16 protein-coding genes and 2 pseudogenes are annotated in these 14,219 nt (G+C 37.9%); 15 read left to right on the top strand and 3 right to left on the bottom strand.

Annotated features, from left to right (window positions below):
- Positions 1 to 6 precede the first annotated feature (6 nt).
- The 10 genes and pseudogenes from DJ93_RS10990 to DJ93_RS30445 all read left to right on the top strand — a co-directional run bounded on the left by DJ93_RS10990 (position 7) and on the right by DJ93_RS30445 (position 9,175).
- Positions 7 to 252 (top strand): glutaredoxin family protein, encoded by a 246-nt coding sequence (locus tag DJ93_RS10990; RefSeq protein ID WP_042980827.1) that lies wholly within the window; start codon positions 7 to 9, stop codon positions 250 to 252.
- 136 nt (positions 253 to 388) lie between these two features.
- Entirely contained in the window at positions 389 to 1,417 is a 1,029-nt protein-coding gene (gene cggR / locus DJ93_RS10985) for a gapA transcriptional regulator CggR (RefSeq protein ID WP_042980826.1), read from the top strand.
- Between the two features lie 26 nt (positions 1,418 to 1,443).
- On the top strand, positions 1,444 to 2,448 hold the full coding sequence (gap, locus tag DJ93_RS10980) for a type I glyceraldehyde-3-phosphate dehydrogenase (RefSeq protein ID WP_000161236.1): 1,005 nt from the start codon (positions 1,444 to 1,446) through the stop codon (positions 2,446 to 2,448).
- Positions 2,449 to 2,587: 139 nt separating this feature from the next.
- Positions 2,588 to 3,772 carry a phosphoglycerate kinase gene (locus DJ93_RS10975; protein WP_042980823.1) on the top strand — a complete coding sequence of 395 codons (1,185 nt, stop codon included), beginning with the start codon at positions 2,588 to 2,590 and terminating at the stop codon, positions 3,770 to 3,772.
- 32 nt (positions 3,773 to 3,804) lie between these two features.
- Entirely contained in the window at positions 3,805 to 4,560 is a 756-nt protein-coding gene (gene tpiA, locus DJ93_RS10970) for a triose-phosphate isomerase (protein ID WP_001231042.1), read from the top strand.
- Positions 4,557 to 6,086 carry a 2,3-bisphosphoglycerate-independent phosphoglycerate mutase gene (gene gpmI, locus DJ93_RS10965; protein WP_042980822.1) on the top strand — a complete coding sequence of 510 codons (1,530 nt, stop codon included), beginning with the start codon at positions 4,557 to 4,559 and terminating at the stop codon, positions 6,084 to 6,086. The genes tpiA and gpmI overlap by 4 nt, the downstream gene beginning before the upstream one ends.
- Positions 6,087 to 6,115: 29 nt before the next feature.
- Positions 6,116 to 7,411, top strand: coding sequence for a phosphopyruvate hydratase (eno, locus tag DJ93_RS10960; RefSeq protein WP_042980821.1), 1,296 nt, complete (start codon positions 6,116 to 6,118; stop codon positions 7,409 to 7,411).
- Between the two features lie 144 nt (positions 7,412 to 7,555).
- A pseudogene (locus DJ93_RS10955) lies at positions 7,556 to 8,386 on the top strand (tyrosine-type recombinase/integrase); the annotation flags it as partial.
- 60 nt (positions 8,387 to 8,446) lie between these two features.
- Entirely contained in the window at positions 8,447 to 8,764 is a 318-nt protein-coding gene (locus DJ93_RS10950; RefSeq protein WP_042980820.1) for a hypothetical protein, read from the top strand.
- Between the two features lie 219 nt (positions 8,765 to 8,983).
- Entirely contained in the window at positions 8,984 to 9,175 is a 192-nt protein-coding gene (locus DJ93_RS30445; protein WP_042980819.1) for a hypothetical protein, read from the top strand.
- 106 nt (positions 9,176 to 9,281) lie between these two features.
- On the opposite strand, the gene DJ93_RS10935 is transcribed toward DJ93_RS30445, so the two are convergent.
- Together DJ93_RS10935 and DJ93_RS10930 are read right to left on the bottom strand one after the other, a co-directional pair.
- Positions 9,282 to 9,749, bottom strand: a complete 468-nt coding sequence (locus tag DJ93_RS10935; protein ID WP_042980817.1) for a hypothetical protein — start codon at positions 9,747 to 9,749, stop codon at positions 9,282 to 9,284.
- Between the two features lie 27 nt (positions 9,750 to 9,776).
- Positions 9,777 to 10,241 carry a DUF5065 family protein gene (locus DJ93_RS10930; protein WP_042980815.1) on the bottom strand — a complete coding sequence of 155 codons (465 nt, stop codon included), beginning with the start codon at positions 10,239 to 10,241 and terminating at the stop codon, positions 9,777 to 9,779.
- A 1,024-nt stretch (positions 10,242 to 11,265) separates the two neighbouring features.
- On the opposite strand from DJ93_RS10930, the gene DJ93_RS32815 reads away from it, so the two are divergent.
- On the top strand, positions 11,266 to 11,403 hold the full coding sequence (locus DJ93_RS32815) for a hypothetical protein (protein ID WP_161785250.1): 138 nt from the start codon (positions 11,266 to 11,268) through the stop codon (positions 11,401 to 11,403).
- 33 nt (positions 11,404 to 11,436) lie between these two features.
- Here DJ93_RS32815 and DJ93_RS30440 read toward each other — a convergent pair.
- Positions 11,437 to 11,622: pseudogene (locus DJ93_RS30440) on the bottom strand (nucleoside hydrolase); the annotation flags it as partial.
- A 240-nt stretch (positions 11,623 to 11,862) separates the two neighbouring features.
- On the opposite strand from DJ93_RS30440, the gene DJ93_RS10920 reads away from it, so the two are divergent.
- The 4 genes from DJ93_RS10920 to DJ93_RS10905 all read left to right on the top strand — a co-directional run bounded on the left by DJ93_RS10920 (position 11,863) and on the right by DJ93_RS10905 (position 14,160).
- Positions 11,863 to 12,231, top strand: coding sequence for a CidA/LrgA family holin-like protein (locus DJ93_RS10920; RefSeq protein WP_042980813.1), 369 nt, complete (start codon positions 11,863 to 11,865; stop codon positions 12,229 to 12,231).
- Entirely contained in the window at positions 12,228 to 12,920 is a 693-nt protein-coding gene (locus tag DJ93_RS10915) for an LrgB family protein (protein WP_042980810.1), read from the top strand. The genes DJ93_RS10920 and DJ93_RS10915 overlap by 4 nt, the downstream gene beginning before the upstream one ends.
- Before the next feature lie 94 nt (positions 12,921 to 13,014).
- Entirely contained in the window at positions 13,015 to 13,248 is a 234-nt protein-coding gene (secG, locus tag DJ93_RS10910; protein WP_042980808.1) for a preprotein translocase subunit SecG, read from the top strand.
- A gap of 171 nt (positions 13,249 to 13,419) precedes the next feature.
- Positions 13,420 to 14,160 (top strand): alpha/beta hydrolase, encoded by a 741-nt coding sequence (locus DJ93_RS10905; protein WP_181969205.1) that lies wholly within the window; start codon positions 13,420 to 13,422, stop codon positions 14,158 to 14,160.
- Positions 14,161 to 14,219 lie beyond the last annotated feature (59 nt).

Genomic DNA, 14,219 nt, shown 5'->3' with positions numbered 1-14,219 from the left:
AAGAAGATGAAAGTTGTACTATATACAAAAAAAGATTGTGGTCTTTGTGAAAAGGCGAAACAAGTTTTGAAAGAAGTGCAATGTGAATATTCTTTTCAGATCGAGGAAATAGATATATATGAAGATGATGACCTTTTAGAGCAATATCACCTTATGATTCCAGTCGTAAAAATAGACGGAAAACAAGTAGAATATGGTAACATTCACAAAGGTGTCATAATAAACTATATAAACAATGCAGTTAAGAGTTGAATAAGTTTCTATCTCCTGTTACAATAATACACGTAGCAGGGATTATTTTTTTTAACCTATGTGGGACATAAAATGTCACTACGGGACACAAAGTGACCACAAGAGGAAGTGAACCAATGTAGTGAGGAGAAAAAATATGCGCTCATGGATTCAGAATACAAAAAAATTATTACCTGATCTGCTACCTGTTATGCAAACAAGAATGCAAATTCTTCAGTACATTAGGCTTATGCAGCCCATTGGAAGAAGAAACTTATCTGCAAGTCTTGGTATGACAGAACGAGTATTGCGAAGTGAAGTGCAAGTTTTGAAAGAACAAAACTTAGTTCACGTCGCTTCTTCTGGAATGACTTTGACAGAAGAAGGAACAACTTTAGTTCTTGCTTTGGAAGACTTTATGAAAGAAATTTCCGGGTTAAAGGTTTTAGAAAAACAACTTAAGGAAACATTAGACTTGGATGAAGTTTTCGTTGTCCCTGGTGATAGTGATGAATCACCTTGGGTCAAACTGGAGATGGGCCGTGCTTGTGTGACTTGTATAAAAGACCGTCTGACAGCGAATAATATCGTTGCTGTGGCTGGAGGAACAACGCTAGCTGCTGCTGCGGACATGATGCAACTTGACTGCAAAGATTTACATATGCTATTTGTCCCAGCTCGTGGTGGAATTGGAGAAGGTGTTGAATTAGAAGCCAATACCATTTGTGCCAAAATGGCGCAAAATACGATGAGCAATTATCGCTTATTGTATGTTCCGGATCACGTTAGTAGCGAAGCATATGCGTCTATTGTGACAGAGCCTTCCGTGAAAGAAGTTCTTGAGTTGATTCGATCTTCCAATATCGTCATTCATGGAATTGGTGATGCGTTAACAATGGCACGTCGCAGAAATACTTCAGAAGCAGATTGGTTAAAGATTCAAGCGAGCGAAGCAGTTGGCGAAGCTTTCGGTTACTACTTTAATGAACAAGGGAATGTTGTTCATAAAGTAAGAACAGTTGGTATGCAACTAGAGGATTTACAACATGTATCTCACGTTGTTGCAGTCGCTGGAGGTTCTTCGAAGGCAAAAGCAATACAGGCTGTAATTAAACAAGGGCACACTTCAATTCTAATTACAGATGAAGGTGCAGCAAAACAGTTAACAAAGGGTATTACCCTTTAATATAATCCCCCAAGGAGGAAATTCAAATGACTAAAATTGGTATTAATGGATTTGGACGTATCGGACGTAACGTATTCCGCGCAGCTCTTAACAACTCTGAGGTAGAAGTAGTAGCAATCAACGACTTAACAGATGCTAAAACATTAGCTCACCTTTTAAAATATGACACAGTTCACGGAACTTTAAATGCAGAAGTATCTGCTAACGAAAACAGCATCGTTGTTAACGGTAAAGAAATTAAAGTTATCGCTGAGCGTGACCCAGCTCAATTACCATGGAGCGACTACGGAGTAGAAGTAGTAGTAGAATCTACTGGTCGTTTCACTAAAAAATCAGACGCTGAGAAACACTTAGGTGGATCAGTTAAGAAAGTTATCATCTCAGCTCCAGCTTCTGACGAAGATATCACTGTAGTTATGGGTGTTAACCACGAACAATACGATGCAGCTAACCACAACGTAGTATCTAACGCTTCTTGTACTACAAACTGTCTAGCTCCATTCGCTAAAGTATTAAACGAAAAATTCGGCGTAAAACGCGGAATGATGACAACAATTCACTCTTACACTAACGACCAACAAATCTTAGACTTACCACACAAAGATTTACGTCGTGCTCGTGCAGCAGCTGAAAACATGATCCCAACATCTACTGGTGCTGCTAAAGCTGTAGCATTAGTATTACCAGAACTTAAAGGTAAATTAAACGGTGGCGCTGTACGTGTTCCAACTGCTAACGTTTCTCTTGTTGACTTAGTTGTTGAACTTGACAAAGAAGTAACAGTTGAAGAAGTAAACGCAGCATTCAAAGCAGCAGCTGAAGGCGAATTAAAAGGTATCCTTGGATACAGCGAAGAGCCATTAGTATCTATCGACTATAACGGATGCACAGCTTCTTCTACAATCGATGCATTATCTACAATGGTAATGGAAGGTAACATGGTTAAAGTACTTTCTTGGTACGATAACGAAACTGGTTACTCTAACCGTGTAGTAGACTTAGCTGCATACATGACTTCTAAAGGTCTTTAATTCTTAAGTATATAAGCAATCAATGACAAAACGAGGGAGAGGGTTTGTTCCCTCTCTCTCTTCTTTCGTTTTAGAAGCAAATGTGTTAAGCTTTTGAATGGGTTTTGTCAATCCTAACTAGTAGTCGGAGGGAAATCCAATGAACAAAAAATCAATTCGTGACGTAGATTTAAAAGGTAAGCGTGTATTTTGCCGTGTTGATTTCAACGTACCTATGAAAGAAGGCAAAATTACAGATGAAACTCGTATCCGTGCAGCTCTTCCTACAATTCAATATTTAGTAGAGCAAGGTGCGAAAGTTATTTTAGCAAGCCACTTAGGCCGTCCAAAAGGTCAAGCAGTAGAAGAATTACGTCTTACTCCAGTAGCAGCACGTTTAGGCGAGCTTCTTGGTAAAGATGTTAAGAAAGCAGACGAAGCATTCGGACCAGTTGCACAAGAAATGGTTGCAGCAATGAACGAAGGCGACGTATTAGTTCTTGAAAACGTACGTTTCTATGCGGGCGAAGAAAAGAACGATGCAGAACTTGCGAAAGAATTTGCAGCTCTTGCTGATATCTTCGTAAACGATGCATTCGGTGCAGCTCACCGTGCTCACGCTTCTACAGCAGGAATCGCAGACTACCTACCAGCAGTATCTGGTTTATTAATGGAAAAAGAGTTAGAGGTATTAGGTAAAGCACTTTCTAACCCAGAACGTCCATTCACAGCTATCATCGGTGGTGCGAAAGTAAAAGATAAAATCGGTGTAATTCGTCATCTATTAGACAAAGTAGATAACTTAATCATCGGTGGCGGACTTGCTTACACATTCGTTAAAGCTTTAGGTCATGAAATTGGTCTATCTCTATGTGAAGACGACAAGATTGAACTAGCTAAAGAGTTTATGCAACTTGCAAAAGAAAAAGGCGTAAACTTCTATATGCCAGTTGATGTTGTAATCACAGAGGAATTCTCTGAAACTGCAACAACTCAAATCGTTGGTATCGACTCTATTCCTTCTAACTGGGAAGGCGTGGACATCGGTCCTAAAACACGTGAAATTTACGCAGATGTAATTAAAAACTCTAAGCTTGTTGTATGGAATGGACCAATGGGTGTATTCGAAATGACTCCATTCTCTGAAGGTACAAAAGCAGTAGGACAAGCATTAGCAGATGCAGAAGATACATACTCTGTTATCGGCGGTGGTGACTCTGCAGCAGCTGTTGAAAAATTCGGTATGGCTGATAAAATGAGCCACATTTCTACTGGCGGCGGTGCGTCATTAGAATTCATGGAAGGTAAAGAGCTTCCAGGTGTAGTTTGTCTTAACGACAAATAAGTAGCAGCCAAAGAAAAAGGACGGTGTAAAGCATGCGTAAACCAATTATCGCAGGTAACTGGAAAATGAATAAAACTCTATCTGAAGCAGTTAGCTTCGTAGAGGAAGTTAAAGGTCAAATCCCAGCAGCTTCAGCTGTTGATGCAGTAGTTTGCTCTCCAGCTCTATTCTTAGAGCGCTTAGTAGCAGCGACTGAAGGAACTGACTTACAAGTAGGTGCACAAAACATGCACTTCGAAAAAAATGGTGCATTCACTGGCGAAATTAGCCCAGTAGCACTTAGCGACTTAAAAGTAGGCTACGTAGTACTTGGCCACTCTGAGCGTCGTGAAATGTTTGCTGAAACAGACGAGTCAGTAAACAAAAAGACGCTTGCAGCATTTGAACATGGTTTAACACCAATCGTTTGCTGTGGTGAGACTTTAGAAGAGCGCGAAAGCGGAAAAACATTTGATCTAGTAGCAGGTCAAGTGACAAAAGCACTTGCAGGTTTAACAGAAGAGCAAGTTAAAGCAACTGTTATCGCTTATGAGCCAATCTGGGCTATCGGTACAGGTAAATCTTCTTCTTCTGCAGATGCAAATGAAGTATGTGCGCACATCCGTAAAGTTGTTGCAGAAGCTGTTTCTCCAGAAGCTGCAGAAGCTGTTCGTATTCAATACGGCGGTAGCGTAAAACCAGAAAACATTAAAGAGTATATGGCACAATCTGACATCGACGGCGCTTTAGTTGGCGGTGCTAGCTTAGAGCCTGCTTCGTTCTTAGGTCTTCTGGGGGCGGTAAAATGAGAAAGCCAACAGCTTTAATCATTCTTGACGGTTTCGGACTACGTGAAGAAACTTACGGGAATGCTGTAGCACAAGCTAAGAAACCTAATTTTGATGGTTACTGGAACAAATTCCCTCACACAACGCTTACAGCTTGCGGTGAGGCAGTAGGTCTTCCAGAAGGTCAAATGGGTAACTCAGAGGTTGGTCACTTAAATATCGGTGCTGGCCGCGTAGTATATCAAAGCTTAACACGCGTAAACGTTGCAATTCGTGAAGGCGAGTTCGATAAGAACGAAACTTTCCAAAATGCAATTAAAAGCGTGAAAGAAAAAGGTACTGCTCTTCATTTATTCGGTTTACTTTCTGACGGTGGTGTGCACAGTCACATGAACCACATGTTTGCTCTTCTTCGCTTAGCAGCAAAAGAAGGCGTGGAGAAAGTATACATCCATGCATTCTTAGATGGCCGCGATGTCGGACCAAAAACAGCAAAAGGTTATATCGATGCAACAAATGAAGTGATTAAAGAAACAGGAGTAGGACAATTCGCGACTATCTCTGGTCGTTATTACTCCATGGACCGTGACAAGCGTTGGGATCGCGTAGAAAAATGTTACCGTGCTATGGTGAATGGTGAAGGCCCTACTTATAAATCAGCACATGAGTGTGTAGAAGACTCATATGCAAATGGTATCTATGATGAATTCGTATTGCCGTCTGTCATTGTTAATGAAGATGAAACGCCAGTTGCAACAATCAATGATGATGATGCAGTTATCTTCTATAACTTCCGTCCAGACCGTGCAATTCAAATTGCTCGTGTATTTACAAACGAAGACTTCCGTGAGTTCGATCGTGGTGAAAAAGTACCTCACATTCCTGAATTCGTTTGTATGACACACTTCAGTGAAACTGTAGATGGTTACGTGGCATTCAAGCCAATGAACCTTGATAACACATTAGGTGAAGTTGTTGCGCAAGCGGGATTAAAGCAACTTCGCATCGCGGAAACTGAAAAGTATCCGCACGTTACATTCTTCTTTAGCGGTGGTCGTGAGGCTGAATTCCCAGGAGAAGAGCGTATTTTAATTAACTCACCAAAGGTTGCAACATATGACTTAAAACCTGAGATGAGCATTTACGAAGTAACGGACGCTTTAGTAAATGAAATCGAAAATGATAAACATGATGTTATCATTCTTAACTTTGCGAACTGTGATATGGTTGGCCATTCTGGGATGATGGAACCAACAATTAAAGCAGTAGAAGCAACTGACGAATGTTTAGGAAAAGTTGTAGAAGCGATTCTTGCAAAAGATGGTGTAGCACTTATTACTGCTGACCACGGTAATGCTGATCAGGAGTTAACTGCTGATGGTGGACCAATGACAGCTCACACAACTAACCCGGTTCCTTTCATCGTTACAAAAAATGATGTAGAGCTTCGTGAAGGTGGTATTTTAGGAGATATCGCCCCAACAATGCTAACACTTTTAAATGTGGAACAACCGAAAGAAATGACAGGTAAAACAATTATCAAATAATTTATGTAAATAAAAGGAGAGAATTTATTATGCCAACAATTATTGATGTTTACGCTCGCGAAGTCCTTGACTCTCGTGGTAACCCAACTGTAGAAGTAGAAGTTTACACAGAAAGCGGCGCATTCGGACGCGCTATCGTACCAAGTGGTGCATCTACTGGTGAGCACGAAGCAGTAGAATTACGTGACGGTGACAAATCTCGTTACCTAGGTAAAGGTGTTGTTAACGCAGTAAACAACGTTAACGAAATTATCGCTCCAGAAATCGCTGGTTTCGACGTAACTGACCAAGCTGGTATCGACCGTGCTATGATCGAATTAGATGGCACTCCAAACAAAGGTAAACTAGGCGCTAACGCTATCCTTGGTGTATCTATGGCAGTAGCTCACGCAGCAGCTGACTATGTAGGTCTTCCATTATACCGTTACCTTGGTGGATTCAATGCAAAACAATTACCAACTCCAATGATGAACATCATCAACGGTGGTTCTCACGCTGATAACAACGTTGACTTCCAAGAGTTCATGATCTTACCAGTTGGTGCTCCAACATTCAAAGAATCAATCCGTATGGGTGCTGAAGTATTCCATGCATTAAAAGCTGTATTACATGACAAAGGTCTTAACACTGCAGTAGGTGACGAAGGTGGATTCGCTCCAAACCTTGGTTCTAACCGTGAAGCATTAGAAGTAATCATCGAAGCTATCGAAAAAGCTGGTTACAAAGCTGGCGAGAACGTATTCTTAGGAATGGACGTTGCTTCTTCTGAGTTCTACAACAAAGAAACTGGTAAATATGACCTTGCAGGCGAAGGCCGTACTGGCTTAACTTCTGCAGAAATGGTTGATTTCTACGAAGAGCTTTGCAAAGACTTCCCAATCATCTCTATCGAAGATGGTTTAGACGAAAACGACTGGGACGGCCACAAGTTATTAACTGAGCGTCTTGGAAGCAAAGTTCAATTAGTTGGTGACGACTTATTCGTAACTAACACTCAAAAACTTGCTGAAGGTATCGAAAAAGGTATCTCTAACTCAATCTTAATTAAAGTTAACCAAATCGGTACTTTAACTGAGACTTTCGAAGCAATCGAAATGGCTAAACGTGCTGGTTACACAGCAGTTGTATCTCACCGTTCGGGTGAAACTGAAGATGCTACAATCGCTGACATCGCAGTTGCAACTAATGCTGGCCAAATCAAAACTGGTTCTATGAGCCGTACTGACCGTATTGCTAAGTACAACCAATTATTACGCATCGAAGACGAACTAGGCGAAATCGCTGTTTACGATGGTTTAAAATCTTTCTACAATCTTAAAAAATAATTGTAGAAAATAAAAAAATCGACTGAACTTTGTCATACAAAGCAATTTGCTAACGCTTGAATTGAGCAATGCGGAAGCAAATACTTGGTCGTACAAAAACCTCTTGTTTATGTGTAAATTCACATGGGCAGGAGGTTTTTTGTTTTGCTCAAAGATTTGTTGAAGGAATTCGTATTTGATTTGAAAATCAAGAACTATTCCGAGAGGACAATCAACACGTACAATTACAATGTGGGACAGCTTATAACATATTTGGACGAGCACCATGAAGTAGATGATGTAGAAGACATTGCCACATTTCATATTAAGAAATTTGTACAACATCAAATTAGCTCAGGGAAAAAAGCCAATTACATTAATACATTGATTAAATCGTTGAGGAGCTTTTATAAATACTTGATGAATGAAGAATATGTGGGCGTAAACATCATGAACAAAATAAAGTTGCTTAAAGAAGACGTGGAAGTAATAAAAACGTTCACAGATGATGAAGTGGCGAAGATGATTGAAGCTTACGATTTTAAAACGTATTTGAACGCACGAAATAAAGTAATAATAGCAATGTTTGTGGATACTGGCATGAGGATGAGCGAGCTAATTAACTTACAATCTGATTGGGTATACGATATGAATTTGCGGATTATGGGAAAAGGTTCAAAATGGAGGTTCGCCCCAATAAGCTTAATGCTGAAGAAATACATGATACGTTATGAACGAATAAAAGTTAATTACTTTAAAAATAAAACATTGGAACATGACAATTATTTTCTATCGAGAGCTGGTAAACCGATATGTACCGTACAAATTGAAAACATCGTTAAAATCGCTGGCTTGCGTGCTGGCGTTTCGTGAAGACATTCGTTGTTCACACCGCACACGTTACGTCATTACGCCATTCAGTCGAACCTTAGAAACGGCTTAGACCTGTATTCATGCTCGAAGATTGCTGGTCATGAAAATATTCAAGTGACAAAATGAAGTTATTGGACATGCCAACTGCGGATTATATCGAAAGCATTCTACGGGGCTATTGATATGAACAGACGTTTAACAATGACGATGATAAATATGTTAATGGCTAAATACAGTAATCGGAATGTACCAATGGTTCACACATATTTGAAATGGTATCTTGACCCAAATGAAAAGTTCAATCTTGTGAACGATTTAGAAATGACCGCTGAGGTGTTAATGGAACAAGGAGTCACATTATTGATTGACCTGATTTCCAATATTGATTGGAAAATCGCAAGAATCTTATATGCGTTATGCGATGAGTACCGCTACCCATATGGATACCAAATGATATTGGAACGGAAAACGGATATTCGAAAAGGAGGAGCTACAGCGTGAAATTACCAATTAGGGGAGAAGTACAAATGAGGAAAAAGAAAGAACCTATAAAAGTTATATACAAATACAGCTTGTTTCAATACTTGGTGAAAAATGATTGTCAATTCTTGTATTCCACACGTAATAGAAGCAAATCTGAATGGCAATGCCACATGTTCCTTCATGATGAAAGATTGGACCAAGCTTTAGACAAGTACCCAAACGAAAGGTATGTGAACGGTGAAAAGTACAGTAGATTTTGAGCGGGTGAAAACAATATTGTTATTCGTGTCGGTAATAATAATGATGTTAATGTTCGCCATGACCGTGTGGGGCGATTTGTTTCATAAAGATGATGAAACGATAAAGCAAGAACAAGAACGTGAGGAACGACGACTACAACGTTTAGAAATGATTAAGGATATGAAATGATGGCACTGTAACTTGAAGTTATAGTGCCATTTATTATTTCTACAAAATGTATTGAATATTAATATTCAATACATAAATAAATAAAAACTCTCGAAAGAGAGTTTTATTATTTTAAATAAAATACGTCTGTGTTAAACGTTCCTAAATATTCAGAACCTGCACCTGAATCTGTTGTTTTAAGCGTATCGACTTTCAAGCGATATGTGCCTTTTTCAGTAATGCCTACACCTTTGTAATTAAGTTTGCCAATGTCAATGCTCATTCCTACATATTCTCCAGGTAAAAACCAAGAAATTAAAGGATTGTTCACATTTACCCATACGCCATTTTTCAAAATTTGTGGTTGCATACGAAGCTCAACTTCATAATCTTTGTTGTCATTTTTGATTTTAATATGCACCCATTCATTAGTGCCAACATACCAATTCGCGTGTGTTGTGTTTACGCTAGCTCCATAACCTGAAGCTGCTGCTACTTTTGATACAGGTTTAGCTAACTCAAGAGTAGCTAAACCTCCTAATGCGATTGCTGAAGCCAACATTGTCATACCGATTTTCTTTTTCATTGTTTTCATGTGAAATTCCTCCCAATTTGTAATTAATTATTTGCTGATTGTGAATATGTTGCCAGTGAAATATGAATAATAAGATTTTCCTTCAAATTCATAACCGTATTGCATTACCGCCACATAATTACCTGGGTCGTACGCTGTTGTGATTTGTGTTGTAAATGTAGCTGAATTTTCAGCTGGGTCTGAATCAGTAATTGTTTTGTAACGAGCTAATGACATATCGTCCATTACACGATAGATTTTAACCGTTGCCCAATCTCCGCCACCAATTACTTCTCTAGCTGTGATTGTTTGTCCTTGTTTTAAATTGCCAAAGTTTAAATCAGCGTTGTTTGATAAATTATGTAACTGTGGGAATGTTTTGTAAGGCCAATCATCAGCTACAGCTGCTTGTGCTTGTATTGAAGGTTGTAATAATTCTACTGCTGTAAATCCACCGAATGCTAAAGCTCCTGCTAACGCTACTGATTTGAATCTGTTGATTTTAAATGTCATTTGTGCTTCCCCCAGAATTTTGTAATTGTGAAGCAGCTTTTACCGTCAAGCTCAGGACGGTGAAGCTTATTTCTTGCGTTTGAAGCTATGTGCAGGCTTTCCTTTTTTACCTTTTGCAACGTAAGGAGTTCTAAATTATCAATACTTTCCAAACTAATAAAACATTCATTTAAATCCCCAGGATTTAAATGAATCACATTCTACAGGATTTAAATGAATCACATTCTACAGGATGTGAAGTAATAACGTGATACTCTTTTTGTGATTTAAAAAGTTTCTTTCATAAAAAATGCTCTTGTAACATCTATTCTGTGCATTTCCCTACCTTCGAGGCCAATGTGAATCTCCTGTGTTTCTGGTTCAAAATATCTGAAAAAAGAACTTTTATGTGTATTACCAATTCCTTTATCACCATGCTTATTTTCCAAATTTAAAAAATCCCTGTGTTGCAAAAATATAAATTCCCTTCTAAAAACATTTAAACGTGTTCTGGTCTGAATAGTTTGATGAACATTACAAGAACCCCTTTTTAGATTAATTCCATTATATCACAATTAAGGGATATATACTCTTTTTTGTTATAAATTTTATTTATAACATTTGAAGGAAATTATAACCGTTTGTCAAAATGTATATCCTGAAGGGTGGTATTAAAAAAATAAAACATTATAAATTAATATAACATTTAAATGATGGTGAAACTTGGGACGAAAAAATTCAGGATGCCCAATTAAATGATGACCAAATTGCGTTTATGTTGAATCATTTTCGAAGTTCAGAAGGTATGGAAGTAGAATGTCAATCAACAGGTGAGAAAAGAAAAGTGAGTGAAATTAAATCAATTGAATTAGTATTTTAATGTAAAACATCCTTGCGGGGATGTTTTTTTATTTTCATTTATATATGAAGAAAATCGACTTGATGAAAAAATTCTAAAAAAGATGATGTGGCTATCCTTCCCAAAAAATTCCTTTCAATATAATAATCGTGTAATGAAAAACAAAAAAGAAACGAGGATGTTATTATGAAAAATTTAACAGTAGAATCGGCATTAAAAGTAAATTACATGAAGGAATTTGTTATGCTTACGGAATTGGAGCGACAATTACAACGTGGCAACATTGATTACTGGGTTGGAGAAGATTGTGGCGAAGTAGGATAGGCTGTATCAACTGAATTTTGGCAAGATTTGTTGAGAATCAGTCATGACAATAAAGGGGGATTCATAGTAAGTAAACATCGAATCATCAAGAAGGGCTAATATCGGCATCGTGTCATGAAAAGGACAACCTTGTAAATATGGTAAAGCATTTTTGCAATATCCATAGTAGTAATGAGCGAATAGTGGCTTGACGAGAGGTGCTTTTCCTTTTGTATGAATGAGGTAGTAAGATTTTGCTTTATTAAAATAGTATCTATTAAAAATCAGAAAATAAAAACTTTTAATAATAGGTCAATGTTTTTGACGTAAATTATGTCCGGAAACGCAGTCATATCAAGGTTGTAAGCGTATAACATAGGCGGTTTTTGTTGTCAAGTTGATAAATTGCAGGTTTTTACAATTTATACTATGATAAAGATATTAATAGAAGATCGTATATAAATATGAGGGATGATGAACATGAAATTTACAAAGATTCTTGTCCAAATTGCTGCTCTTTACGTGTTTTATATGGTTGGAACTTGGGGACAAGAAATGTTAAATATTCCGATTCCAGGAAGTTTGATTGGGATGTTTCTTTTACTTGTTTTACTTAGTCTAAAAGTTCTTCCAGTGAAGTGGTTTGATTTAGGAGCAGAAACACTCGTTGCGATTATGCCTTTTTTATTGATTCCGCCAACGCTTGGCTTAATGAATTACGGTGCTTTTTTTATGAGTAAAGGAATTTCTCTTTTCATTACAGTTGTAGCGAGTACGTTTTTAATTATTATTGTCGCAGGACATACAGGACAATATCTTGCGAATAGAAAGGAAAAAGAGACACAATGAGCCAAATATTAGTCGGAATTGGTTGGGTTCTTCTTACGGTGCTATTATATCAATTATCTAAAAAAATCTATAAGTTGTTTCCAACGCCATTTACTATTCCAATGCTCGTAGCAACAGCGTTAATGGTTGTCTTATTTATGGTGCTTGATATACCATATCAACAATACATGCAAAGTGGCGGTGGCTGGATTGCAAAACTTCTTGGACCCGGGGTTGTAGCTTTTGCGATTCCACTTTATAAACAACGTCACGTGTTGCAAAAATATATTGTACCGATTGCTGGTGGGGTAATAGTCGGGACAACAGTTGCGATTGCAAGTGATTTCATCATCGCTTCACTTATGGGGACAGATAAAAGCTTAATTTTATCTTCTCTACCAAAATCAGTGACAATGCCAGTTGCGATGAGTGTGTCAGAACAAGTTGGTGGTGTGCCATCATTAACAGCAGCTTTCGTAGTTATCGCGGGTATTACTGGAACGATTACAGGACCAATTTTATTGAAATGGAGCCGTGTTACAAACTCTGTTGGTAAAGGAATTGGTTTTGGATGTGCTTCTCACATTATGGGTGTTATGAGAGCCATGAAAAATAACGAGCACGAAGGTGTTATTGGATCGGTAACAATGACATTAACAGCAATTTTAACATGTTTGCTTGGACCGTTATTTGCAATGATGTTTATGTAATATAGAAAAGCGAGAGCTATAGAACGGCTCTCGCTTTTCTATAGGATTTATGCTAACATTTAAACTAACTGAATCTTTGTGGGAGGTACGCCAAGTGCATACGTTATTATCAGTTTTACTTATTATTGTATCGATTTTAATGATTGTTATGGTACTTATGCAGTCTAGTAATAGCTCAGGCCTTTCAGGTGCTATTTCAGGTGGTGCAGAGCAATTGTTTGGTAAGCAAAAAGCACGTGGAATTGAAGCGGTATTAAACCGTATTACAGTTGTTTTAGCTGTACTATTCTTCGCACTGACAATTGGTGTTACGTACTTAAATTTATAAAATTAAAAAGGAGAAGCGTTAGCTAATTCATGCTAACGCTTCTCCTTTTTGTTTATTTTACATTTCATTATTTAAAAAAGTTTCTAATTAGATTATAGAAATGGAACTATGGTAAACTAAGGATAGAAACAATACGACTAGATTACAGAAGAGAAAGAGGAGAAATACATGATGAAATTAGCATCTCCGAAACCATTTACATTTGAAGGTGGAGACCGCGCTGTTTTATTATTACATGGATTCACAGGAAACTCAGCTGATGTACGTATGCTTGGCCGTTTTTTAGAAAAGAAAGGCTATACTTGCCATGCGCCAATTTATAAAGGACACGGTGTACCACCAGAACAACTTGTTCATACAGGTCCTGAAGACTGGTGGAAGGATGTAATGAATGCTTATCAGCATTTAAAAGATCAAGGTTACGAGAAGATTGCTGCGGTTGGATTATCATTAGGCGGAGTATTCTCATTAAAGCTTGCTTATACATTACCGATTTTAGGTGTTGTACCAATGTGTGCACCGATGTACATTAAGAGTGAAGAAATTATGTATCAAGGTATATTGGCATATGCTCGCGAATATAAAAAACGTGAACAAAAATCACCAGAGCAAATTGAGCAGGAAATGTTTGAATTTAAACAGACACCAATGAATACATTAAAAGCATTACAAGATTTAATTCGTGACGTACGCAATAATGTGGATATGATTTATGCTCCAACGTTCGTTGTACAAGCACGCCATGATGAGATGATTAATACAGATAGTGCTAACATTATTTATAATGGTGTAGAATCCACGTTAAAAGATATTAAATGGTATGAAGACTCTACGCATGTCATTACGCTTGATAAACAGCGTGACGAGCTACACGAAGATGTATATAACTTCTTGGAGCAACTAGATTGGTAAGATCTAGTTGCCTCTTTTTTTCATAGGGATATTTTGATGAAAACTGTAACGTTTAATTG

The organism is Bacillus clarus, assembly GCF_000746925.1.
GTDB lineage: Bacteria > Bacillota > Bacilli > Bacillales > Bacillaceae_G > Bacillus_A > Bacillus_A clarus.
The sequence above is the reverse complement of the archived record's forward strand: the minus strand, read 5'-3'. Positions and strand labels throughout refer to the sequence as shown.